Origin of the sequence: Streptomyces sp. NPDC002057, from assembly GCF_040296665.1 — a bacterium.
Classification (GTDB): Bacteria; Actinomycetota; Actinomycetes; order Streptomycetales; family Streptomycetaceae; genus Streptomyces.
This window is the reverse complement of the sequence record NZ_JBEOXR010000085.1, coordinates 1-22,643: the sequence shown is the minus strand read 5'-3', so window position 1 is coordinate 22,643 and position 22,643 is coordinate 1. Positions and strand designations below refer to the sequence as shown.

General features: G+C 72.8%; 17 protein-coding genes and 1 other RNA gene. 10 read left to right on the top strand and 8 right to left on the bottom strand.

Translation table 11 applies throughout. The annotated features are described in order from the left end of the window. Nucleotides 1-120: 120 nt before the first annotated feature. The 3 genes from ABT129_RS36520 to ABT129_RS36510 are packed head-to-tail and all read right to left on the bottom strand — an operon-like array spanning nt 121 to nt 3,225. A complete protein-coding gene (locus ABT129_RS36520; RefSeq protein WP_351910305.1) occupies nt 121-1,437 on the bottom strand; it encodes a glycosyltransferase 87 family protein in 1,317 nt (438 codons plus the stop codon). 38 nt (nt 1,438-1,475) lie between these two features. Further along, on the bottom strand, nt 1,476-2,264 hold the full coding sequence (locus ABT129_RS36515) for an ABC transporter ATP-binding protein (RefSeq protein WP_351910303.1): 789 nt from the start codon (nt 2,262-2,264) through the stop codon (nt 1,476-1,478). Continuing rightward, on the bottom strand, nt 2,257-3,225 hold the full coding sequence (locus ABT129_RS36510; RefSeq protein WP_502982031.1) for an ABC transporter permease: 969 nt from the start codon (nt 3,223-3,225) through the stop codon (nt 2,257-2,259). Before ABT129_RS36510 ends, ABT129_RS36515 begins: the two co-directional genes overlap by 8 nt. A 233-nt stretch (nt 3,226-3,458) precedes the next feature. Between ABT129_RS36510 and ABT129_RS36505 the strand changes: the two genes are divergently transcribed. Continuing rightward, a complete protein-coding gene (locus ABT129_RS36505) occupies nt 3,459-4,067 on the top strand; it encodes a TetR/AcrR family transcriptional regulator (protein ID WP_502982030.1) in 609 nt (202 codons plus the stop codon). 72 nt (nt 4,068-4,139) lie between these two features. Here ABT129_RS36505 and ABT129_RS36500 read toward each other — a convergent pair whose 3' ends face one another. The 4 genes from ABT129_RS36500 to ABT129_RS36485 all read right to left on the bottom strand — a co-directional run bounded on the left by ABT129_RS36500 (nt 4,140) and on the right by ABT129_RS36485 (nt 11,831). Continuing rightward, entirely contained in the window at nt 4,140-5,054 is a 915-nt protein-coding gene (locus ABT129_RS36500; protein WP_351910299.1) for a carbohydrate ABC transporter permease, read from the bottom strand. After that, nucleotides 5,051-6,385: a carbohydrate ABC transporter permease gene (locus ABT129_RS36495; protein WP_351910297.1), complete on the bottom strand. Its 1,335-nt coding sequence runs from the start codon at nt 6,383-6,385 to the stop codon at nt 5,051-5,053. The genes ABT129_RS36500 and ABT129_RS36495 overlap by 4 nt, the downstream gene beginning before the upstream one ends. A gap of 7 nt (nt 6,386-6,392) precedes the next feature. Beyond that, nucleotides 6,393-7,757 carry an ABC transporter substrate-binding protein gene (locus tag ABT129_RS36490; RefSeq protein WP_351910296.1) on the bottom strand — a complete coding sequence of 455 codons (1,365 nt, stop codon included), beginning with the start codon at nt 7,755-7,757 and terminating at the stop codon, nt 6,393-6,395. A 123-nt stretch (nt 7,758-7,880) separates the two neighbouring features. Beyond that, nucleotides 7,881-11,831: an FtsK/SpoIIIE domain-containing protein gene (locus ABT129_RS36485; RefSeq protein ID WP_351910294.1), complete on the bottom strand. Its 3,951-nt coding sequence runs from the start codon at nt 11,829-11,831 to the stop codon at nt 7,881-7,883. Between the two features lie 533 nt (nt 11,832-12,364). Here ABT129_RS36485 and ABT129_RS36480 point away from each other — a divergent pair. From ABT129_RS36480 to ABT129_RS36465, 4 genes are all read left to right on the top strand, one after another. After that, nucleotides 12,365-14,092, top strand: coding sequence for a serine/threonine-protein kinase (locus tag ABT129_RS36480; RefSeq protein ID WP_351910292.1), 1,728 nt, complete (start codon nt 12,365-12,367; stop codon nt 14,090-14,092). A 108-nt stretch (nt 14,093-14,200) separates the two neighbouring features. Continuing rightward, nucleotides 14,201-15,436: a serine/threonine-protein kinase gene (locus ABT129_RS36475; RefSeq protein WP_351910290.1), complete on the top strand. Its 1,236-nt coding sequence runs from the start codon at nt 14,201-14,203 to the stop codon at nt 15,434-15,436. An 88-nt stretch (nt 15,437-15,524) separates the two neighbouring features. After that, the gene (gene prfB / locus ABT129_RS36470) at nt 15,525-16,628 is read left to right on the top strand and encodes a peptide chain release factor 2 (RefSeq protein WP_351910288.1); all 1,104 of its coding nucleotides are present in this window, start codon (nt 15,525-15,527) and stop codon (nt 16,626-16,628) included. Between the two features lie 390 nt (nt 16,629-17,018). After that, nucleotides 17,019-18,041 (top strand): LPXTG cell wall anchor domain-containing protein, encoded by a 1,023-nt coding sequence (locus ABT129_RS36465; RefSeq protein WP_351910286.1) that lies wholly within the window; start codon nt 17,019-17,021, stop codon nt 18,039-18,041. Between the two features lie 85 nt (nt 18,042-18,126). On the opposite strand, the gene ABT129_RS36460 is transcribed toward ABT129_RS36465, so the two are convergent. Beyond that, nucleotides 18,127-18,309 carry a hypothetical protein gene (locus ABT129_RS36460; RefSeq protein ID WP_015033932.1) on the bottom strand — a complete coding sequence of 61 codons (183 nt, stop codon included), beginning with the start codon at nt 18,307-18,309 and terminating at the stop codon, nt 18,127-18,129. Nucleotides 18,310-18,542: 233 nt separating this feature from the next. On the opposite strand from ABT129_RS36460, the gene ftsE reads away from it, so the two are divergent. The 5 genes from ftsE (at nt 18,543) to ssrA (ending at nt 22,498) form a co-directional block, all read left to right on the top strand. After that, on the top strand, nt 18,543-19,232 hold the full coding sequence (gene ftsE / locus ABT129_RS36455; protein WP_351910284.1) for a cell division ATP-binding protein FtsE: 690 nt from the start codon (nt 18,543-18,545) through the stop codon (nt 19,230-19,232). A 23-nt stretch (nt 19,233-19,255) separates the two neighbouring features. Further along, complete coding sequence (gene ftsX, locus ABT129_RS36450; protein ID WP_351910283.1) at nt 19,256-20,173, top strand: permease-like cell division protein FtsX; 918 nt, start codon at nt 19,256-19,258, stop codon at nt 20,171-20,173. Nucleotides 20,174-20,251: 78 nt separating this feature from the next. Further along, on the top strand, nt 20,252-21,448 hold the full coding sequence (locus ABT129_RS36445; protein ID WP_351910281.1) for a S41 family peptidase: 1,197 nt from the start codon (nt 20,252-20,254) through the stop codon (nt 21,446-21,448). A gap of 18 nt (nt 21,449-21,466) precedes the next feature. After that, nucleotides 21,467-22,006, top strand: coding sequence for an SsrA-binding protein SmpB (smpB, locus tag ABT129_RS36440; protein ID WP_351910279.1), 540 nt, complete (start codon nt 21,467-21,469; stop codon nt 22,004-22,006). 99 nt (nt 22,007-22,105) lie between these two features. Continuing rightward, nucleotides 22,106-22,498: a transfer-messenger RNA gene (gene ssrA, locus ABT129_RS36435) on the top strand. Nucleotides 22,499-22,643: the final 145 nt, after the last annotated feature.

The window sequence follows — 22,643 nt, the reverse complement described above, 5'->3', positions numbered from 1 at the left end:
GCGCACCGTCCGGGTCGCCCGGGCCCCGCGGCTCCCCCCGCCCGTCAGTCCACTGTTGGGCCGCTGTCTGCCGGGCCCCGCCCGGACCCGGGCGCGGGGCCCCTCCTTCTCGTGTGTCCGCTAGGCGGCTTCCTCCGGTGGCCCGGTGACCGTCGACGTCCACAGGCGGTGGGCGGCGAGCAGGGCCGCCGCGAGCAGCAGACCGTTGCGGAGCACCATGACGGTCAGCCCCTGGGCGGTGCCGCCGATGACCTCGTAGTACAGGACGGGGTACGCGAGCGAGCTCAGCGCGGCCGCCGGGATCAGCAGCAGCGCCACCGGGCGCATGACGGTGCTGCGGGAGGTCAGACAGACGGCGGCGAGGCCGATCAGCCAGATCATGTACTGGGGGCTGATCACCCGGCTGGTGACGGTGAACAGCAGGACGGCGGTGAAGGCCGCGTCGAGCGGGGTGGCGGCGGACCAGCGGTGGGCCCGGAGGCGCCACAGGAGCAGCCAGCCGAGGGCGAGGACGGTCAGCAGCAGGGCGAGGTGGCCGAGGCTGGAGACGTACGGGCCGACGTACTCCAGGGCCCCGTAGCGGAACTCGACCTTGCCCGGCCAGGCGCCGGTGGCCTTGGCGAGCGCGAGGGCGGTGCCGCCCAGGGACTCGATCTGGATGCCCCGGCTGCCCTGCTGGCGCAGGAAGCCCAGGGACTCGGAGAAGAACAGCGCGAGGGTGGCGAGGAGGGCGAGGGCGGTGACGACGGCGGCGGTCCAGGCCTCGCGGCTGGTACGGCCCCGGGGGGTGCCGATCAGGGCGAGGGCCGGCCAGACCTTCACCATCGCCCCGATGCCCGCGAGCGCCCCGCCGAGCTGGTGGGCGGCGGTGGAGCGGGCGGTGACGGCGAGCAGCGCGAGCACGGCGAGGGCCGTGGTCTGGACGTCGTACCGGGCGAGCGGCAGGTGCAGGAGGAGCGGCAGGCCGCAGACCCAGACCCAGGCGCCGTGGGTGAGCCGGGCGCTGTCGGCGCGGGCGAGGGCGACGGTGACGACCGCGTCGGCGAGGAGGGTGAGGGCGACGAACGCCTGGAAGTAGGTCAGCCAGGGGAGGACGCCCGGCGACATGATCACGAGGCCCGCGCCGGGCGGGTACTGCCAGGTGGCGTCGCCGGGCGGGAAGGTGCCCTGGACGAACTTCCCGTACCAGTGCTCGTAGAGGGCGACCTCGCGGGCGACCCCGCCGATGCCGAGGTTGTCGCGGAGCAGCAGCAGGACCATGCCGAAGCGGGTGAGGAGCCAGACGGAGGCGACGGCGAGGTAGGGGCCGCGCCCGACCGTGACGAAGGTGGCGGAGGTGAAGGTGTCCGAGTCGAAGGGGGACTTGGTGAGGGAGGGGGGCTCGGTCCCGGTCCGGAGCGGCGACTGCGGCTGTGGCTGCGGGTGATCGTTCGTCATCCTTCCGCACTGTAGTCCGCAATGCCCTGATTGCCCGTTTACCGGCGGCTTGTCGCGGTGAACTCCTCGTACGCCGCCACCACCTCATCCGCCGGGCCGTCCCTCCGCAGCGTCCCCGCCTCCAGCCACAGCGCCCGCTCGCAGGTCTCCGTGATGGTGGAGTTCGAGTGGCTGACCAGGAAGACCGTGCCGGCCTCGGCCCGCAGTTCGTCGATCCGTCGCCGGCTGCGGCTGCGGAAGCGGGCGTCGCCGGTGGAGAGCGCCTCGTCGATGAGCAGCACGTCGTGGCTCTTCGCGGCGGCGATGGAGAAGCGCAGCCGGGCCCCCATGCCGGAGGAGTACGTCCGCATCGGCCGGGAGATCGCGTCGTCCTTCTCGTTGATGCCGGAGAAGTCCACGATCTCCTCGTAGCGCTCCCGGACCTCCGCACGGCTCATGCCCATCGCGAGGCCGCCCAGGATCACGTTCCGCTCGCCGGTGAGGTCGTTCATGAGGGCCGCGTTCACGCCGAGGAGCGAGGGCTGTCCGTGGGTGTAGATCTGGCCCCGCTCGACCGGCTGGAGGCCGGCGACGGCCTTCAGGAGGGTCGATTTCCCAGATCCGTTCGAACCGATCAAGCCAATTGCCTCGCCCCGGTGCGCGACGAAGCTGACCCCCTTCACGGCATGGACCCGGCGACCGGCCGGTGCCGTCCTCCCGCGCCGCAGGATCCGGCCGAGCGCGGCCGTCGCGGCGCCCCGGCCGCCGGCCTGCCCGTGTCCGTGCACGGTGTAGGTGATGTGGACGCCGTCGACCACGACGGTCGGTGTTTCCCGGGTGTCAGCCACGGCCGTACGTCTCCTCCGCCTTCCAGAACCAGATGAAACCGCCGCCGAAGGCCAGCAGGGCCCAGCCGGCGGCGAGTGCCCAGACGTGCGGCGGCAGCTGGTCCGAGGTGTAGCTCCCGATCAGCGCGAAGCGCATGAGGTCGATGTAGACCGCCGCCGGGTTGCACTGGAGGGCCAGCACCACCCCGTCCGGGAAGCGTCCGCCGATCGCCAGGTTCTGGATCGACCACATCGCGCCCGAGGCGTACATCCAGGTGCGGAGCACGAACGGCATCAGCTGGCTGATGTCCGGTGTACGGGCAGCAAGTCGGGCCAGGGCGAGCGCCACGCCCGTGTTGAACAGCGCCTGGCAGGCGAGCGCGGGGACCGCGAGCAGCCAGCTCCAGGTGGGGAGCTCGCCGCAGCAGAAGAGGATCACGGCGAGCGCGGCGAGCGAGAGCAGCAGCTGCTGGAGCTGTTGGAGCGCCAGCGAGATCGGCAGGCTCGCGCGGGGGAAGTGCAGGGCGCGGACGAGGCCCAGGTTGCCGCTGATCGCCCGGGTGCCGGCCATGACCGTGTCGGAGGTGAACGTCCACACGAAGACGCCGGTGATGAGGAAGGGCACGTAGTCGGGGACGTCGTGCTTGGCGTTCATGAGGACGCCGAAGATCGCGTAGTAGACGGCCGCGTTGAGCAGCGGGGTCATCACCTGCCAGACCTGGCCGAGCCGGGCCTGGCTGTACTGGGCGGTCAGGCGGGCGGTCGCGAAGGCGGCGATGAAGTCGCGGCGGGACCAGAGCTGCCGGGCGTAGGCGGGGAGCGAGGGGCGGGCCCCGCTGACCGTGAGGCCGTGGCGGAGGGCGAGGGCGCGCAGGTCCTCGGGGGGAGCGGGCCGGGGGGTGGGCCGAGGGGGTTGAGGTGTGGGGGCGGCCTGGGGGGCTGGGGTGGCCGAGGCGGCCGCGGTGAGGGTCTGGGTGGTCACGGGCGGGTGCTTTCGGCGAGGGGGCGTGCGGTTTCGGTGCGGCTTGGGCTTGGGCTTGGGCTTCGGCTTCGGTCGGGGGTGCCGGGACACCCGTACGGCACGTACGTCAGGTGTGGGATGGACGGGTCGACGACGGAACGGGTCCGTATCGTCGCTACGGGGACAGTAGGACGGTCGACGTCGGAACGCAACCGTATCGTCGTGACGGTGGCGGGGCGTCGCCGTTGGTTAGGATGCCGTTCATGACCGATCCGACCCCCCGCCGCGCCCCCGCCGGAGCCGCCGTACTCCGCGAGGACGTGACCGAGGCCATCCGCGCCGCCGTCTTCGAGGAGCTGGCGGCCGTCGGCTTCGCCCGGATGTCCATCGAGGGCATCGCGCGCCGCGCGGGAGTCGGCAAGACCGCCGTCTACCGGCGCTGGAAGTCCAAGCTCTCCCTCGTCCTCGACCTCGTCGGCGCCTTCGCCGCCCAGGGCCTGCCGGCGCCCGCCACCGGCTCCCTGCACGGGGACGTGCGCGCGCTCCTGGAAGTGGCCTCGCACGCGCTGCGCCACCCGGTCGCCTCGCAGGTCATCCCCGACCTGCTCGTCGAGGCCGCCCGTAACCCCGAGATCGCCGAGGCCGTCACCGCCGCGCTGCTCGACGGCCAGCAGGGCGTCGTGACGCAGATCGTCCGCGAGGCCGTCGCGCGCGGCGAACTCCCCGAGGGCGCCGACCCGGGCCGCGCCCTCGACCTGGTCGTCGGGCCGCTCTACTGGCGCCTCGTCGTCGTCCGTACGCCGCTTCCCCCGGGGTACATGGACGATCTCGCGCGGTCGGCGGTGGCGGCGCTCAGGGCCTGAGCGCCGGCCACTCGGCCACTCCGCCGCGCCCCGGCCCACCGCGCTCCCCCACGCGGCCCCCCTCCCTCCGCCCTACTTCACCGCGCCCGCCATCACCCCGGACGCGAACTGGCGCTGGAACGCGAAGAACACCACCAGCGGCACCACCATCGACACGAACGCCCCCGGCGCCAGCACGTCCACGTTGTTGCCGAACTGCCGTACCTGCTGCTGGAGCGCCACCGTGATCGGCGGCGACTGCGAGTCCGCGAAGATCAGCGCGATCAGCATGTCGTTCCAGACCCAGAGGAACTGGAAGATCCCCAGCGAGGCGATCGCGGGGCCGCCGAGCGGCAGCACCACCCGGGCGAACAGCCGCAGCTCGCCCGCCCCGTCGAGCCGCGCCGCCTCCAGGAGTTCGCGCGGGATCTCCGCGAAGAAGTTCCGCAGCAGGAAGATCGCGAACGGCAGCCCGAAGGCCGTGTGGAAGAGGACCACGCCGAGGGTCGTCTCGAAGAGCCCCACCGCGCCGAACAGCTTCGACACCGGGACGAGGGCGACCTGCACCGGGACCACCAGCAGGGCGACCACGAGCAGGAACCACCAGTCCCGGCCCGGGAACTCCAGCCACGCGAACGCGTACCCGGCGAACGAGCCGATGACGAGGACGAGCAGGGTGGCCGGGACGGTGATCAGGACGGTGGAGAGGAGGGAGCCGGTGATCGTCTCGTCGGCGAGGAGACGGGTGTAGTTCTCGGTGGTCAGCCGGGCCGGGGCCGCGAACACCTGCCACCAGCCGCTCGCCGCGATGTCCGAGGGCGAGCGGAGCGAGGAGAACAGCAGCCCCACCGTCGGCAGCAGCCAGAACAGACCGGCCAGGACGAGGAACACGCGGACCGCGCCCCCGGCCGCCCGGGCGGCGGCTCGCGCGGCCAGGGACGGGCGCGGCGCGGGCGCGGCCGGGGAGGGGGCGCGCGCCGCGCGGGGCCGGGAATCGGTGGACGTCACCGGCGGGTCTCCCTTCGGGTGCGGCGGATGTTGACCGCCATGACCGGCAGGACGAAGAGGAGCAGGACGACGGCGATGGCCGAGCCGATCCCGAGATCGGCGTCCGTTCCGAAGGACGAGCGGTACAGCTGGAGCGCGAGCACGTTCGCGTCGTCCTGGGCGGAGCCCGGCGCGATGACGAAGACCAGGTCGAAGACCTTGAGCACGTTGATCATCAGGGTGACGAGGACGACCGCGAGGACCGGGGCCAGCAGGGGCACGGTGATCCGGCGGAACACCTGCCACTCGTTCGCCCCGTCCACCCGCGCCGCTTCGAGCAGCTCGCGCGGGACGGCGGCGAGCCCGGCACCGATCAGCACCATCGCGAACCCGGCCCACATCCACACGTACGCGCCGATGACGGCCGGGGTGACGAGCGAGGGGCCCAGCCACTCCACGCCGTTGTACTGCTCCCGGAAGTTGCTCGCCGGCAGCCGGAGTACGGCTCCGTCCGCGCGGTCGGCCGGCAGGCTGAAGGTGCCGTCGGCGGCGGCCGTGGCCCGGGCGACGACCTCGCCGTCCCGTACGGCCTCGATCCGCAGCCCCGCGAGGCCCTGTTCGGCCGGGTCGACGGTGTTCGGCCGTCCGCCGCCGCCCCGGGTGAAGTCCAGCCAGGCCGTGCCGGTGATCGTGCCCGGGTCGGCGCCGGAGGGCTCGCGGGCGGGGCGGGCCTCCTTCGGCATCTGCCCCGGCGCCACCCCGATCAGCGGAAGCCGTACGGGCTCCCCGGCGCGTACCGGCTCCTTCGTGACGAACGCGCCGTCGCCCGCCGCCTTCAGCGGATGCGCGGGCAGCGGCCGGGCCCGTGGGAAGCCGGAGGACTCGGCGAAGGTGTCGTGGACGCCGACCCAGACGGCGTTGGCGATTCCGCGGTCCGGGTCCTGCTCGTAGACCAGCCGGAAGATGATCCCGGACGCGAGCATCGAGATCGCCATCGGCATGAAGACGACCAGCTTGAACGCGGTTCCCCAGCGCACCCGTTCGGTGAGCACGGCGAAGACCAGACCGAGGGCGGTCGCGACCACCGGGGCGACGACCAGCCAGATCACGTTGTTGCGGAGGGCGGTGCGGAGCGAGTCGTCGTCGAGGAGGGCGAGGTAGTTGTCCAGACCGACGAAGGTGGCGCCGGAGCGGTCGAAGAGCGAGCGCTGGACGGAGTACCCGATGGGGTAGACCACGAGCGCGCCGAGCAGGACCAGGGCCGGGAGCAGGAACCCGGCCGCGACGGCCCGGCTCCTGCCGCCGCGCCTGCTCCCGGTCCTGCCTCCGGGGGTGCGGGTGACGGTGGCCATCCCGGCCTCAGCCCTTCGCCGCGGCCCGGTACGCCTTCTCCGCGTCCGCCTCGAGACGTGCCTGCATCCCCGCGATGTCCTTCGGGTTCTTCAGGAAGTCCTGGAGCGCCTTCCACTCGCCCTTGCCCGGCGTCCCGCCGAACGACTGCGGCATCTGGTCCGACATGTCGAAGCGGAAGTCGTCACCGGCGCCGATGAGCGCCTTGGCGATCTCGCGCTGGACGTCGTTGGGGTACGCCGACGGGTCCAGGTTCTTGTTGGGGGAGAGGAAGCCGCCCTCGGCCGCCCAGATCTTCGCCGCGTCCGGGGAGGCGAGGAAGGCGAGCAGCGCCTTCGCGCCCTTGGTGTCCTTCAGGGCCACCGCCGCGTCGCCGGCGGTCACCACGGGGGTGGTGCCGGCCGCGCCGACCGTCGGGAAGGGGAAGGCCTTGGCGTCCGTGCCGATCTTCGCCTCCGTCTGGGCGATGTTGACGGCGGCGAAGTCGCCCTCGAAGACCATCGCGCCCTTGGGCTGGTCGCCGCCCGTGAAGGTCTGGGTGACCGAGGCCGGGTACTCCGTCTGCAGCGCGCCGCTGGTGCCGCCCGCGATGAGGGACGGCTTGCCGAAGAGTTCGGCGAGCGTGGTGAGGGCCGCGGTCACGGACGGGTCGGTCCACTTGATCGTGTGCTTCGCGAGCTGGTCGTACTTGGCGGGGCCCGCCTGGGAGAGGTAGACGTTCTCGAACCAGTCGGTGAGCGTCCAGCCGTCCGCGCCGCCCACCGAGACCGGGGTGACGCCGGAGGCCGAGATGGTCTCGGCGGTGGCGAGGAACTCCTTCCAGGTCTTCGGTTCGGTGGCGCCCGCGTTCTCGAAGACGGCGGTGTTGTACCAGACCAGGGATTTGTTGGCGGCCTTGAAGTAGACCCCGTACTGGGTGCCGTCGACCGCGCCGAGCTCCTGCCAGCCGCGCGAGTAGTTCGCCGCCAGCTGGGCCTCGGCCTCCGGGCCGACCGGCTTCAGCCACTTCTGCGCGGCGGCCTGCTGGATGGCGCCCACCTGCGGCAGCATCGCCACGTCGGGCGGTGAACCGCCCGCGATCTTCGTACCGAGGAAGTTCACGATCGGGTCCTGGGCGGGCACGAAGGTGACGGTCGCGCCGGTGCGCTTCTCGAACTCCTTCAGGACCTTGGTGAAGTTCTCCTGTTCGGGGCCCGTCCAGACCGCGGCGACCTCGATCTTCTCGCCCTTGAGGGGGAGTGCGCCGCCACTGGGGCCGGCTTCCCCCGGGTCCTTCTCGGCGCCGCCGCCGCACGCCGCGAGGGCGAGCGCGGCGAGAGCCGTGAACGCCGTCATGGTCACTGCGGCCTTGCGTGGACGAAGAGTTGTACGCATCGCTGCCCCGTCTCTCCCGTGCGCTTCGCTGTCCCGTGTCGACAGGTCTACGCCGGGGCGGCGGGGCCCGCAATACCGCCTCCTGTCCCAAGAGGCTTATCGTGACTCCCTCGTGACGTGGTGTCAGCTGTGGGCGGCGGGGCTCAGCGGAGGTACGGGGCTCGCCTCGACGGAGCGGGCCGCACGGTCGAGCGCGCTCGCCAGGAGGGCCAGGTCGGTCGGTCCGTTGCCCAGTTCACGGACGGGGCGACGGGTGGGCGGATCGCCCATCCGCTCCCACTCCAGCGGCACGACCGTCGGGCGGAGCGTCGCCGTCCGGGGGATCCGGCCGGTGACCCGGCCCGCCTGGAAGGGGGTCACCCGGCCGTCCGGATGCCCGAGACGCCCGCGTCCGGCCGCCGGTACGTCCGGCCCGGGGGTCACCGGCGGCGCGTCGAGCACGATCCGCAGCCGGGCCCCGTGGGCCAGCTCCGTGTCGGCCGTGCGGTCCGGGCGCGCGGAGGTCGCGACGAGGTGCACCCCCAGCCGCTCGCCGTTGCGCGCGACGGCCTCCAGGGCCCGCACGACGGACCCGGCGGCGGGCCGTCCCGAGGCGCCGAGCGCGGGGGCGACGAGGGCGTCGAAGTCGTCGACGAGGACGATGAGCCGGGGGAGGTACGCGGGGCCGCCCGCACCCCGTGCGGAGGCGTGCTCCCCGGTGGCGGGGCGCGGGATCCGGCCGCCGGGCTGCTCGGCCGACGGGTGCGGGACGCGCCCGGAGGCGAGGTCGCCGTCGGTGCGCGGGACGCGACCGCTCGGGCGCTCCGTGAGGTCGCCGTCGCCGGTGCGGAGGGTGCGGCTGCTCGGGCGGTCGTCGAGGGGGCTGCCGTCCCGTCGCGGCAGGCGCCCGCTGGGCGTGTCCGCGAGGAAGGCGTCGGCGCCCGGCCGGGTGCGCGCGCCCGACCGCTCGTCGACCGGGCCGTCCCCGGTGCGGGAGAGACGTCCGCTCGCGCGTCCGCCCAGGTCGTCGGCCCCGGTCCGGGAGACACGGCCGCTGCCGTGGCCGCCGAGGTCCTCCGCCCCCGTGCGGGGTACGCGTCCGCTCGGCCGGTCGGCGAGGTCGTCGTCGCCGGTGCGGAGCGTGCGGCTGCTGGGGCGCCCGCCCAGCTCTTCGGAACCGGAGTACGAGCCCCGCCCGCCCGCCCGGCCACCGAGGTCGTCGGCGCCGGGGTAGGGGGTGCGGCTGCTGGTCCGGGCGTCGAGGTCGCCGGGGTAGGGGGTCCGGCTACTGGTCCGGGCGTCGAGGTCGCCGGGGTACGGGGTGCGTCCGCTCGCCCTGCTGTCGACGTCGCTGGAGTACGTGATCCGGCCGCTGGGCCGGCCGCCGAGGTCGTCCGCCCCGGGGTAGGGGCCGCCCGTGCGGCCGCTCCTGGTGCTCGGGAGGGCGCCGATCGTGCCGTCGCCCGTGCGCAGGGTGCGGCCGCTGGTCCGGCCGTCCAGTTCGCCCTGGTCCTGGACGCGCACCGTCGCGCGGGCTCCCTGGGGCACGGACTCCGCCGCGCTCGGGGCGCGCTGGCCGATCAGCCGGTCGGCGGCGGGCGCCGCGCGCGTGCCCCTGCGGTCGGCGAAGTGGCCGTCACCGATCAGCTCCGCACGGCGCTTCAGCTCCGCGCCGAGCGCCTGGGCGAACTCCCGCATCCGCACCGGGTCCGAGGCCACCAGGTGCTCGGTGACGTGCGGCAGCTCCGTACAGACCGCGAGTCCTTCGCCGCGCTCGCCACCCGCCCCGTCCACCAGGAGCAGGCCGAGCCGGTCGGGGCGGCCGCCGGCCGCGAGCGAGGCGGCGATCGAACGGAGCAGCTCCGTGCGTCCGCTGCCCGCGGGCCCCTCGATCAGCAGGTGGGGGCCCTCCTTGGTGAGGTCCACGGCCAGCGGGCCGCGCGGCCCCGCGCCCAGGACGGCCGTGCCGTCACCGGCGGAGGCCCAGCGGGCCATCAGGGAGGCGGGGGTGGCCCGGGCGAGCCCGAGTTCGTCCAGGAGGCGCGACGACGGGGGCAGGGCGGCGGCCCTGGCGCCCGGCGCCGCCGCCGCGTCCGTGCGCAGCGGGGCCAGCGCGCGGCCGAACCGCTCGGCCCAGGCGACGGAGACCGCGTCGACCACACCGACGGTGCCGTGGCCCGCGACCCGGCCGCCCGCGGTGCGCAGCAGCCGCAGGGCCGTGGCCACGTCGCCGCTGAGGAGCACGGCGGCCCCGCACTCGCGGAACGCGAGGGACGTGGCGCAGGCCGTCTCGTACGTGGCGGCCACCGGGGAGACCGGGGACGCCGAGGGCGCCTCGGCGAGGCAGAGGAGGTGGATGCCGGCCGCCGCTCCGGCGCCGGCCAGCCGCGCCACCGTCTCGCGCAGCGCCGCCGAACCGGGGTCGCCGTCGACGATCACGACCGTCGTCGGCCCCTCGTGCCGGGCCGCGACCTCGGCGACGGAGGCGCGGTCGGCGCTGGGCCAGCCGGGTCCGAGCGGGCCGTCGTCGAGCCGCCGGGTCAGCTCCGCCGTACGGGCGTGGGCCTGCTCGCGGTCGTACGCCAGGAGCAGCCGGCAGTCCTGGCCGTGGGCGGGCCGGACGTGCGGGAGCCAGCCGAGCCAGCCCCAGGCCCGGCGCCGCTCGTCGAGCGAGCGGTTCCGGTCGGCGCTGATCAGCACGATCTCGAGGTCGGCGGGGGAGTGCAGGGCGGCGAGCTGGGCGATCACCGACCGGGCGAGCCCGGCGAGGCGGTCGGCGGGGCCCGCGAGGCCCAGCGAACCGGCCTCCCGGAGTCCCACGGTGACCGGGACGCCCGACAGCTCGGCGCGGTCCGTGGTGCCGAGCCGGACCACCAGGGACTCGGAGTGCTCCGGACCGCGCTCCCAGAGCCGGGGTCCGGGGCCGAGGGCGGTGAGCAGGACGGTGGCCGGGTCGGGCCAGGTGTCGGCCACCGGCACCGGCGCGGGGGCGCCGTCCCGCGCGGTGAGCCCGGGCCGGGTTCCGGCGTGGGTGTCCGGGGCGGTGGTACGGGGGGCGGCGGCGGGTGCCGGGAGCTCCTCGCGGCCGCCGGTCAGCCGCCGGGCCCAGGCGCCGAGGCCGCGCTTGGATCCCGTACGGGCTCCGTCGGCCGGCGCCGGCCCGGTGTCCTCACGCGGCGGGCGGGTCCTGCCGTGGGCCGTGCCGTCGTCGGACCGGTCGGGTCCGCCGCGTCCGTCCGGTCCGGGACGTCCGTCGCGGTGGTCCTCCGTGCGCGCGTGGCCGGGGGCGGCGGCGTACCGCTCGTCGTACGGGTCCTCGGCGGCGCCGCCGAACAGGACACCGCCCGCGCCGCCGTGGGTCGTGTCGTCCGCCGGGCCGCCGGGGGGCGTGCGGGGCACGCCCGCCGGTGCGGAACGCTCCGCACGGTCCGGGTCGCCCCCGCGGGCGACGCGCAGGTGGCCCTCGCCGTCCGGGGCCGTCGCCCTCGGGTCCGTGACCCCGAGGTCGTCGCCGGGGCCGGTCAGCCGGAGGGCGGACTCGCCGAGGCGCAACAGCGCGCCCGGGCGGAAGCGGACCGGGCGCTCGCCGACGGGGACGCCGTCGAGGGTCGTGCCGTTCGTGGAGCCGCGGTCGGCGACCGTGACCCGGCCGTCCTCGCCGACGGTCACCGTGCAGTGCGCGCGGGAGACGTCCGGGTCGTCGAGCGGCACGTCGGCGTCGACGGAACGGCCGATTCTGATCGGTCCGCCGTGCAGCAGGTGCACTCCGCCGGCGTCCGGACCCGCCACCACGTGGAGCCGCGCGGTGGCCGTCTCGTCGACGCGGTCGTCCGGGCCGGGGACCTGGAGGGAGAGGACCGCGCCGTCGACGAGCGGGGGCTCGCCGAGCACGCAGCGGCGGGTGTCGAGCCGCTCCGTGCCCGCGTAGAGCACGGTGGTGCCCGAGGCGGAGGTGTCGGGGCCGGTGACGGCGGCGGCGAGATTCGAGGCCACGGCGGCGAGGGCCGTCCCGGCGGGGGCCGTGACGAGCACGTCGCAGGCGCGCCCGGTGCCGTGGCCGGCGTACGGCGCGAGGACGGTCAGCCGGATCTGCATCGCCGTCAGCGGTCCCTTCTGCGCGCGATGCCGGCAGGGGAACCGCCCTGTGACTCCCCCCACCCGGCACGGGCGCGTCGCCCGGTACAGGTCGGCACGGCGCGGGGGCTCCCGACCCCTCCGATGCGACGTGCTGGAGGCATCCTCGCACCTGCCACGGACAACCCGCCCCCGGGTCGGCCGGAAGTGATCTTGAATGGTCGGCTGTGAACGCAAAAGTGCCTGGTTGAGCATGCCTTCGGAACATGCCCGGCAACCGTCACGCCCCAGGAAGCGTCTTCTTCCGGACAGAACCCGACTCCGGTCCGGACGTCCCCGGTCCGCGGCGGAGGAGGGGTCCGGCCCCGCCGGACGCGAGCCGGAACACCACCGGACCGGCCCCGGCCCCGTCCGCCGACACCGGAATCCGCCTGTGGACGACCGGCCGGTACCTCGTTCGGCGGCACTAAAGTGGGTCGGACACCCGGACGGGTCACAACAGAGGACAGGGACCCCGGGAACCACCGGACCACGATCAGCAGGGAGCGCGTGACGTGCGGCCTATCGGCAGCAAGTACCTGCTCGAGGAGCCGCTCGGCCGCGGCGCCACGGGCACCGTCTGGCGAGCCCGCCAGCGGGAGACGGCGGGCGCCGAGGCGGCCGTGCCCGGCCAGCCCGGCGAGACCGTGGCGATCAAGGTCCTCAAGGAGGAGCTGGCCAACGACGCGGACATCGTGATGCGCTTCCTGCGCGAGCGGTCCGTCCTCCTCCGGCTCACCCATCCGAACATCGTGCGGACCCGCGACCTGGTCGTCGAGGGCGATGTCCTCGCGCTCGTCATGGACCTCGTCGAGGGCCCCGACCTGCACCGGTACATCCGGGAGAGCGGCCCGCTCACCCCGGTCGCCGCCTCCCTCCTGACCGCCCAGATCGCCGACGCGCTCGCCGCCAGCCACGCCGACGGCGTCGTCCACCGCGACCTGAAGCCGGCCAACGTGCTGCTCGCCGAGCAGGGCGGCCAGATGCACCCGATGCTCACCGACTTCGGCATCGCGCGCCTCGCGGACTCCCCGGGCCTGACCCGCACCCACGAGTTCGTCGGCACGCCCGCGTACGTGGCGCCCGAGTCCGCCGAGGGGCGCCCGCAGACCTCCGCCGTCGACATCTACGGCGCGGGCATCCTGCTCTACGAGCTGGTCACCGGCAGGCCCCCGTTCGCCGGCGGCACCGCCCTGGAGGTCCTGCACCGGCACCTCAGCGAGGAGCCGCGCCGCCCCTCGACCGTGCCCGGACCGCTGTGGACGGTCATAGAGCGCTGCCTCAGCAAGGACCCCGACCGGCGGCCGAGCGCGGTGAACCTCGCCCGCGGCCTGCGCGCGGTCGCCGCCGGCATCGGCGTGCACTCCACGCCCGCCCAGATCGAGGCGGCGGACGGCGTCGGGGCGCTCCTCGCCCCCGACCCCGCGCCCGCGCCCGTCCCGGAGACCCCCGGGGCCGCGGACCCCACCCAGGTGCTGCCCAGCGGCGCCGGGGCTCCGCCGAGGTACGACCCCGCCGGCGCGACCAGCGTGATGCAGACCAGCGGCCCGGCGGGCGCCGACCCGACCGCCGTCATGCCCCCCGTCCCGCCGGGCCCGCCGCAGGGCGCGCAGTCGGAGGATCCGCACCCCTGGCAGAACCAGCTCCGCGCGGCCCGCGACCGCAACGAGCAGACGCAGGTGCAGTACCTGGACCCGAGCCAGGACCCGCTGCGCCGGCGCCCGCAGCGGCAGCCGCAGCAGCCCCCGCAGGACCGGCAGCAGCCCGGCCAGTACGGGCAGCAGCCGCCGCAGCCCTACCAGCAGCAGCGGCAGGGCCAGCAGCGGCCGCCGCAGCCGTACCCGCCGCAGCATCAGCAGCCGCAGCACCAGCCGCAGCAGTACGCGCCGCCGCCCGCCCCGCAGCAGTACGCACCGCCCCAGCAGCAGTACACCCCGCCGCAGCCGCCGCCCCAGGCCCCGGCTCCGCGTCCGCCGCGCGAGCCGCGTCCGCCGCGCCAGCGCAGCGCCAACCCGGTGCGGATCCCCGGCCTCGGCTGCCTCAAGGGCTGCCTGGTCATGATCGTGCTGTTCGTGGTCGCCGGCTGGCTCGTCTGGGAGCTGACCCCGCTGCAGGACTGGATCGCCGAGGGCAAGAGCTACTGGCAGGCCATCGGCGACGGCATCTCGTCGGTCACCGACTGGGTCTCCTCGATCGGCGAAAGCACTCCCTCAGGGGGTACTACCGGCGGTACGGGACAGTAATACTGCCGATTTATCGACTTCCGAGGGGTGATTTCCCCTCGGAAGTGACGACCGGCGGCTGCGGACGCGTAACTTTGCACGCGAACCGCAGCCGCTGAGGGAGCAGTCTTGGCACGGAACATCGGCAGCCGCTACACCACCCACCAGATCCTCGGGCGGGGCAGTGCAGGAACGGTGTGGCTCGGCGAGGGGCCCGAGGGTCCCGTCGCCGTCAAACTGCTGCGCGAGGACCTGGCCTCCGACCAGGAGCTCGTCGGCCGCTTCGTCCAGGAGCGGACCGCGCTGCTCGGCCTCGACCACCCCCGGGTGGTCAAGGTCCGCGACCTCGTCGTCGACGGCAACGACCTGGCCCTCGTCATGGACCTCGTGCGCGGCACCGACCTGCGCACCCGCCTCGACCGGGAACGACGGCTCGCCCCCGAGGCCGCCGTCGCGATCATCGCCGACGTCGCCGACGCCCTCGCCGCCGCGCACTCCGCCGGGGTCGTCCACCGCGACGTCAAGCCGGAGAACATCCTCCTCGACATGGAGGGCCCGCTCGGGCCCGGCGGCGCCCACCCCGCCCTCCTCACCGACTTCGGCGTCGCCAAGCTGATCGACACCCCCGGCCGCACCAAGGCCACCCGGATCATCGGCACCCCCGACTACCTCGCCCCCGAGATCGTCGAGGGCCTCCCGCCCCGCGCCGCCGTCGACATCTACGCGCTCGCCACCGTCCTGTACGAACTGCTCGCCGGGTTCACGCCCTTCGGCGGCGGCCACCCCGGCGCCGTCCTGCGCCGCCACGTCACCGAGACCGTCGTCCCGCTGCCCGGCATCCCCGAGGAGCTGTGGCAGCTGATCGTCCAGTGCCTCGCGAAGGCCCCGGCCTCCCGGCTCCGCGCCTCCGAGCTCGCCGCCCGTCTCAAGGACATCCTCCCGCTGCTCAAGGGCATCCCTCCGCTCGACGTGGACGAACCGGACGCGGAGCCGGCGGCGGAGCCCGAGCCGGAGACGTACCCCACCGGCACGGGCACCGGTGAGCCCGCCCCCCGCCGGGCCGCCGTCCCGCTCGTCCCCGGCTCCTCGGCCGACTCCAACCGTGACACCCACACCTCCATGCGGGTCCCGGCCCCCGACGAGCTCTCCGGCGGGCCTCTGGGCACCGCCCGCGCCCCCAGACCCGCGGGCGCGCGCCGCCCCGGCTCGGCCCGCCACAAGGCGGGCGCGGTCCGCAAGCGCCGGATCACCCTCACCATCGCGGCGGTCGTCGTCGCGGGGGCGCTCGGCGCCGGCGGCTACCTCGCGGTGTCCGGGGACGCGGACACCCCGCCGCAGGACTCGAAGCAGTCCTCCCAGCCGTAGGAGGGCGTCAGGCCCCGCGGGGCAGGCCCCCTCCGGGCCGTGACCGCCAAAGGTTCGGCTCCTGGCCCGGAGCCGTTACGCTGGACGCGTGGCAGTCGTCGATGTATCAGAAGAGCTGAAGTCCCTCTCCTCGACCATGGGGTCGATCGAGGCCGTCCTGGACCTCGAGAAGCTGAGGGCCGACATCGCCGTGCTCGAAGAGCAGGCCGCGGCCCCGTCCCTGTGGGACGACCCGGAGGCGGCGCAGAAGATCACGAGCAAGCTTTCGCACCTCCAGGCCGAGGTCCGCAAGGCCGAGACCCTGCGCGGCCGCATCGACGACCTCGCGGTGCTCTTCGAGCTCGCCGAGGAGATGGACGACCCGGACACCCTCGCCGAGGCCGAGACGGAGCTCACCTCCGTCCGCAAGGCCCTCGACGAGATGGAGGTCCGCACCCTCCTCTCCGGCGAGTACGACGAGCGCGAGGCCCTGGTCAACATCCGCGCCGAGGCCGGCGGCGTCGACGCCTCCGACTTCGCCGAGCGGCTCCAGCGCATGTACCTGCGCTGGGCGGAGCGCCACGGCTACTCGACCGAGATCTACGAGACCTCGTACGCGGAAGAGGCCGGCATCAAGTCGACCACCTTCGTCGTGAAGGCCCCGTACGCCTACGGCACGCTCTCCGTCGAGCAGGGCACCCACCGCCTGGTCCGCATCTCGCCCTTCGACAACCAGGGGCGTCGCCAGACCTCCTTCGCCGGTGTCGAGATCCTGCCGGTCGTCGAGTCCTCCGACCACGTCGAGATCGACGAGTCCGAGCTGCGCGTCGACGTCTACCGCGCCTCCGGCCCGGGTGGTCAGGGCGTCAACACGACCGACTCGGCCGTGCGCATCACGCACCTGCCGACCGGCATCGTCGTCTCCTGCCAGAACGAGCGCTCCCAGATCCAGAACAAGGCGAGCGCCATGAACGTCCTCCAGGCCAAGCTCCTGGAGCGTCAGCGCCAGGAGGAGCGGGCCAGGATGGACGCCCTCAAGGACAGCGGCAGCTCCTGGGGCAACCAGATGCGCTCGTACGTCCTGCACCCGTACCAGATGGTCAAGGACCTCCGTACGGAGTTCGAGGTCGGCAACCCGCAGGCCGTCCTGGACGGCGAGATCGACGGCTTCCTCGAGGCCGGCATCCGCTGGCGCAAGCAGCAGGACAAGTAGGACCCAGCCTTCGGCGCCGGCCCCTCTTCGGAGGGCCGGCGCCGTCGGCGTTTCCGGCGGCGGGCGCCCCGGCGGGGGCGTACGGATTCGCTGACGCAAGCGGATGACAGGTCGTCGGGGCGCTTTGTCGACAAGGCAACCACTCCTGCCGAGCCCGGAGTTCAGGGTTTACGTCACAGTTGCATCAGCGCATGTCGGGCGCCTCGTGATCTTTCGGGCATCGCACGCGCAACGACCTTGACGCTTCATCGGAAACTCGGAAGGGTGGCGTACTGGCATGCGCATTTCTGGGGCGCGTGCGAACGGGGGCCGGCCCAGTAGTGAGCCGCCTCTGCCGCGTGCCCCGAGCGCTGCCCCATGACGAGATGAGCTACTGGGGGTAGCAGCCAGATGACCAACAAGACGCGAGTCCGTTTGGTGCGTGTCGCGGCCAGTGCCGTGATCATCGCCGGCGCGTCCCTGACGGCGGCCGGTGCAGCGACGGCCGTCGGCGGGACCGAGAGCAACGTGTCCACCCTGAGCGCGGGCACCCTGAGCGACGACCCGTGCGAGGAAGTGGGCGGCGTCTGCGAGACCGGCGGCAACGAGACCGGCGGCAACGAGACGACCGGTGGCAACGAGACCACCGGCGGTAACGAGACCACGGGTGGCAACGAGACCACCGGCGGTAACGAGACGACCGGTGGCAACGAGACCACGGGTGGCAACGAGACGACCGGTGGCAACGAGACCACGGGTGGCAACGAGACCACCGGCGGTAACGAGACCACGGGTGGCAACGAGACCACCGGCGGTAACGAGACCACGGGTGGCAACGAGACCACCGGCGGTAACGAGACCACCGGTGGCAACGAGACCACGGGTGGTAACGAGACCACCGGCGGTAACGAGACCACGGGTGGCAACGAGACCACGGGTGGCAACGAGACCACCGGCGGTAACGAGACGACCGGTGGCAACGAGACCACGGGTGGCAACGAGACCACCGGTGGCAACCAGACCACGGGTGGCAACCAGACCACCGGCGGCAACGGCACCACGGGTGGCAACGGCACCTCGGGTACGTCCGGTTCCGATGGTGGCTCCTCCACCGACGGTGGTTCCTCCACGGACGGCGGCTCTTCCACCGACGGTGGTTCCTCCACCGACGGTGGTTCCTCCACCGACGGCGGCGCCGGCACCTGCACCGTCGACCTCGACGGCGCCGAGTGCGTCGACACCGGCAACAGCAACACCGACACCAACAACGCCGGTTCGCAGCCCGTGCAGCAGGGTCAGGCCAAGGAGGAGCTCGCCGAGACCGGCGCCGCCGAGACCTCGTTCCTGATCATCGGGGCCGCGACCATGATCGCCGGTGGCATCGGCTTCCGTATGCTGCCGCGTCTCGTCGGCGGCGGCCGTACGGCCGTCTGAGGCACCAGCGCATGACGAAGGGCCGGGGAGAAGCTCCCCGGCCCTTCGTCATGGTTCCGGCTCGTGTGGGCGTCGCGCGGTCCCGCTAGACCGTACGGACCGCCGCGAGCAGCGCGATCGCGGCCAACAGGGCGATCGCCAGCGTCAACAGCATCGCGGGGGAAAGACCCTGCGGGGTCAGACGCTCCCGGTTCGCGCGGCAGACGGGGCAGCGGCCCTCGGCGACCGGGGCCGCGCAGTTGGCGCACACCAGTCGGTCGTAGGTCATACGCTCTCCTCCTCCCGCACTGGGTTACACGGGAACAACGTCCGGTGAGGTCCGGACGTTCCCCCTACCACTGTGCCAGCTCGGCGGCGTTTCGGCGCGCCCCACCGGATCGCCCCCGTTCCGTCCCGGAGGGCGAAAAGGATAAACGTCGCAAGCCAGGACCGCGACTGCGCGGGCCTACCCCGTTCGCGTAAGGTCACGCACACCTACTCCCGGCCGACCGTGGTGCATTCGTGATCCGATTCGACAACGTCTCCAAGTCCTATCCGAAGCAGAACCGCCCCGCGCTCCGGGATGTATCCCTGGAGATCGAGAAGGGGGAGTTCGTCTTCCTCGTCGGTTCCTCCGGCTCCGGAAAGTCGACTTTCCTGCGGCTGCTCCTCCGTGAGGAGCGCGCCAGCCAAGGCCAGGTGCACGTCCTCGGCAAGGACCTGGCCAAGCTCTCCAACTGGAAGGTGCCGCACATGCGGCGCCAGCTCGGCACCGTCTTCCAGGACTTCCGCCTGCTGCCCAACAAGACCGTCGCCGAGAACGTGGCCTTCGCCCAGGAGGTCATCGGCAAGCCGCGCGGCGAGATCCGCAAGGCCGTGCCGCAGGTGCTCGACCTGGTCGGGCTCGGCGGCAAGGAGGACCGGAGGCCGGGCGAGCTCTCCGGTGGTGAGCAGCAGCGCGTCGCCATCGCCCGCGCCTTCGTCAACCGTCCGATGCTGCTGATCGCCGACGAGCCCACCGGCAACCTCGACCCGCAGACCTCGGTCGGCATCATGAAGCTGCTCGACCGCATCAACAGGACAGGGACCACCGTCGTCATGGCGACCCACGACCAGAACATCGTCGACCAGATGCGCAAGCGCGTCATAGAGCTCGAGAAGGGCCGCCTCGTCCGTGACCAGGCGCGCGGCGTCTACGGATACCAGCACTGAGCAGGTAGGGGACAGAACACACCATGCGCGCTCAGTTCGTGCTCGCCGAGATCGGCGTCGGTCTCCGGCGCAATCTCACGATGACCTTCGCCGTCATCATCTCCGTGGCCCTCTCGCTCGCCCTCTTCGGCGGTGCCCTGCTCATGCGCGAGCAGGTCAGCACGATGAAGGACTACTGGTACGACAAGGTCAACGTCTCCATCTTCCTCTGCAACAAGGCCGACGCGGCGGACGGGGTCAAGTGCCCCAAGGGCGCGGTCACGGCTCAGCAGAAGGACCAGATCAAGGTCGATCTGGAGAAGATGGACATCGTCGAGACCGTCTACTACGAGTCGGCCGACGAGGCGTTCAAGCGGTACAAGGAGGAGTACGGCGACACCGCCATCGCCTCCGTCATCACGCCGGACCAGATGCCGGAGTCGTTCCGGGTCAAGCTGAAGGACCCGGAGAAGTACAAGGTGGTCGCCACCGCCTTCGCCGGGCGGGACGGCGTCGAGTCGGTCCAGGACCAGCGGGACATCCTGCAGAACCTCTTCGACCTGATGAACGGCATGAACATCGCCGCCCTCGGCGTCATGGGGCTGATGCTGGTCATCGCGCTGATGCTGATCGTCAACACCGTGCGCGTTTCGGCCTTCAGCCGACGGCGTGAGACCGGCATCATGCGGCTCGTGGGCGCCTCCAGCTTCTACATCCAGATGCCGTTCATCATGGAGGCCGCCTTCGCCGGGCTCCTGGGCGGCGCGGTCGCCTGTGTGCTGCTGCTCGTCGGCCGGTACTTCCTGATCGACCACGGCATCGCGCTCGCCGAGAAGATGCAGCTGGTCAACTTCATCGGCTGGGACGCGGTCTTCGCCAAGCTGCCGCTCGTGATCGCCATCGGGCTGCTGATGCCCGCCGTGGCCGCCTTCATCGCGCTGCGCAAGTACCTGAAGGTGTGAGAAGACACCCCTGACAGCGGATGGCGTCGTACGGCCAAAGCCCGTGCGGCGCCATCGCCTTGTCCTAGAGTGGGCGACATGCCGGCCGGCACCGCACCCTTCTGTATCCGGCCCCGCGGAGTGCTCCGTGGGGCCGTTCTGACGTTGGTCTTCACCGGAGTCCTCGCCACCGCCGCCGCCACCGGCTCCCTGCCGCGGCAGGAGTCCGCGGGCGAGCGCGCGGGGGCCACCGGGCCGGCCGGCGGGCTCGCTCCCGGCCGTACGGACCGCGCGCCCGTCGACAGCGCCGCCCTGAGCCGGGCCGCCGCCGCCGCGATGGCCGACGGCAAGTCGGGCAAGAAGGCGGCCGAGGAGTTCGTCAGCCGCAGCGGGGACCGCTGGGGCGCGGTGTACGACAAGAAGGAGTACGCCGAGTTCGAGCAGGCCCTCGACGGCGCCTACACCGGGGTGGGGCTCTCCGCCGGGCGGGCCGCCGAAGGCCGGGTCCGGGTCACCCGGGTCCAGCGGGGCGGCCCCGCCGAGCGGGCCGGGATCCGGACCGGCGACCGGCTCGTCTCCGTCGACGGGCGCCCGGTCGACACCCTCTCGGTCTCCGAGGTCGTCGCCCTCCTGCGCGGCGACGGCGTCCCCGGCTCGGCCGTCGCCCTCGAGGTCGAGCGCGGCCGTGCCGCCTGGACGGAGACCCTGCGCCGGGCCCGGCTCGCGACCGACCCGGTCACCGTCCGCCGTCTCGACGACGGGACCCTGGTCATCCGGGTCGCCGCCTTCACCAAGGGCGCCGGCACCCGCGTGCGGGACGCGGTACGGACCGCCCCGGCCGGTGCCGGGGTCCTCCTGGACCTGCGGGGCAACGCGGGCGGCCTCGTCGCGGAGGCCGCCGTGGCCGCCTCCGCCTTCCTCGACGGCGGCCTGGTCGCCACGTACGACGTGAAGGGCGAGCAGCGGGCCGTGTACGCGGAGGGCGGCGGCGACACGGGCCGCCCCCTGGTGGCGCTGATCGACGGGGGCACGATGAGCGCGGCCGAGCTGCTCACCGGCGCCCTCCAGGACCGGGGCCGGGCCGTCACGGTCGGCTCGCGGACCTTCGGCAAGGGTTCGGTCCAGATGCCGAGCGCCCTGCCGGACGGTTCCGTCGCCGAGCTGACCGTCGGCCACTACCGCACGCCGGCCGGTCACGCGGTCGACGGCCGGGGCATCACGCCCGACCTGAAGGCGGGGGAACGGGCCGAGGAACAGGCGAAGACGGTATTGAGTGGCCTCGGAGGGGGCTCGTAGTGCGAAAATGACCGCACTATGGCAAAGGGACTCGTGAACGTGCAGGGCAAGCCTGCGAAGAAGAACCAGGACAAGGCGCCCGAGCGCAAGATCATCGCTCAGAACAAGAAGGCGCGCCACGACTACCACATCGTCGACACCTACGAGTGCGGTCTGGTGCTCATGGGCACCGAGGTGAAGTCGCTGCGGATGGGCCGCGCCTCGCTGGTCGACGGCTTCGTGCAGATCGACAGGCACGAGGCGTGGCTGCACAACATCCATGTGCCCGAGTACATGCAGGGCAGCTGGACCAACCACTCGGCGAAGCGGAAGCGCAAGCTGCTGCTGCACCGCGAGGAGATCGACAAGCTGGAGTCGAAGTCGCAGGAGACGGGTCACACGATCGTGCCCCTCGCGCTGTACTTCCTCAACGGCCGGGTCAAGGTCGAGATCGCGCTCGCCAAGGGCAAGAAGGAGTTCGACAAGCGCCAGACCCTGCGGGAGCAGCAGGACACCCGCGAGACCAACCGGGCCATCGCGGCGGCCAAGCGCAGGCAGCGGGCGGCCAAGATCGCCTAGCGGCGCGGCCGCGGGTAATACGCTGGCGACAGCGCCCGTCGGTCACGTACGATGGGCCGTGCACACCTCGCAAGGGTGCGCGCTTTGAAAAATAAACATGGGGATGATCGGTTTCGACAGCGGATACCGATGCAGAGGAAGCGTGTCGAGGAAGCGGCAATGATCTCGTTAACCATATGTCGCAACCAATAATCGCCAACTCCAAGAGCGATAACTCCCGCTTCGCCCTCGCTGCCTAATTTTAGGTAACGACAAGAAGCCTCTGTGAGGAGCGTCAGCCCGGGGGTGGTCCCGACCCGGATCCTGGCGTCATTTAGGGATCTAAACCTCTCACCCCGGTCACGGGGGTGGGAGGGAAATCAAACAGTGACTGAGCCCGTCGGAGACTTGTCCGCGTGATCTCCGGGGCTGAGAAACTCGTAGCGGACTGCACACGGAGAAGCTCTGTTTCCGTACCGTTGGACGCGGGTTCGATTCCCGCCATCTCCACCGAGCGTCCGAAGGGCACGTCCCGCTCGGACACCTCATCCCATGTGGGCAGAGGCCCGGTAGCCGTCATGACGGCTACCGGGCCTCAGTCGTGGGGGCGTGGTGGGAGCGGGGCGGGGGGGTCTTTACTTGCTTGTGGTCGGCCCCG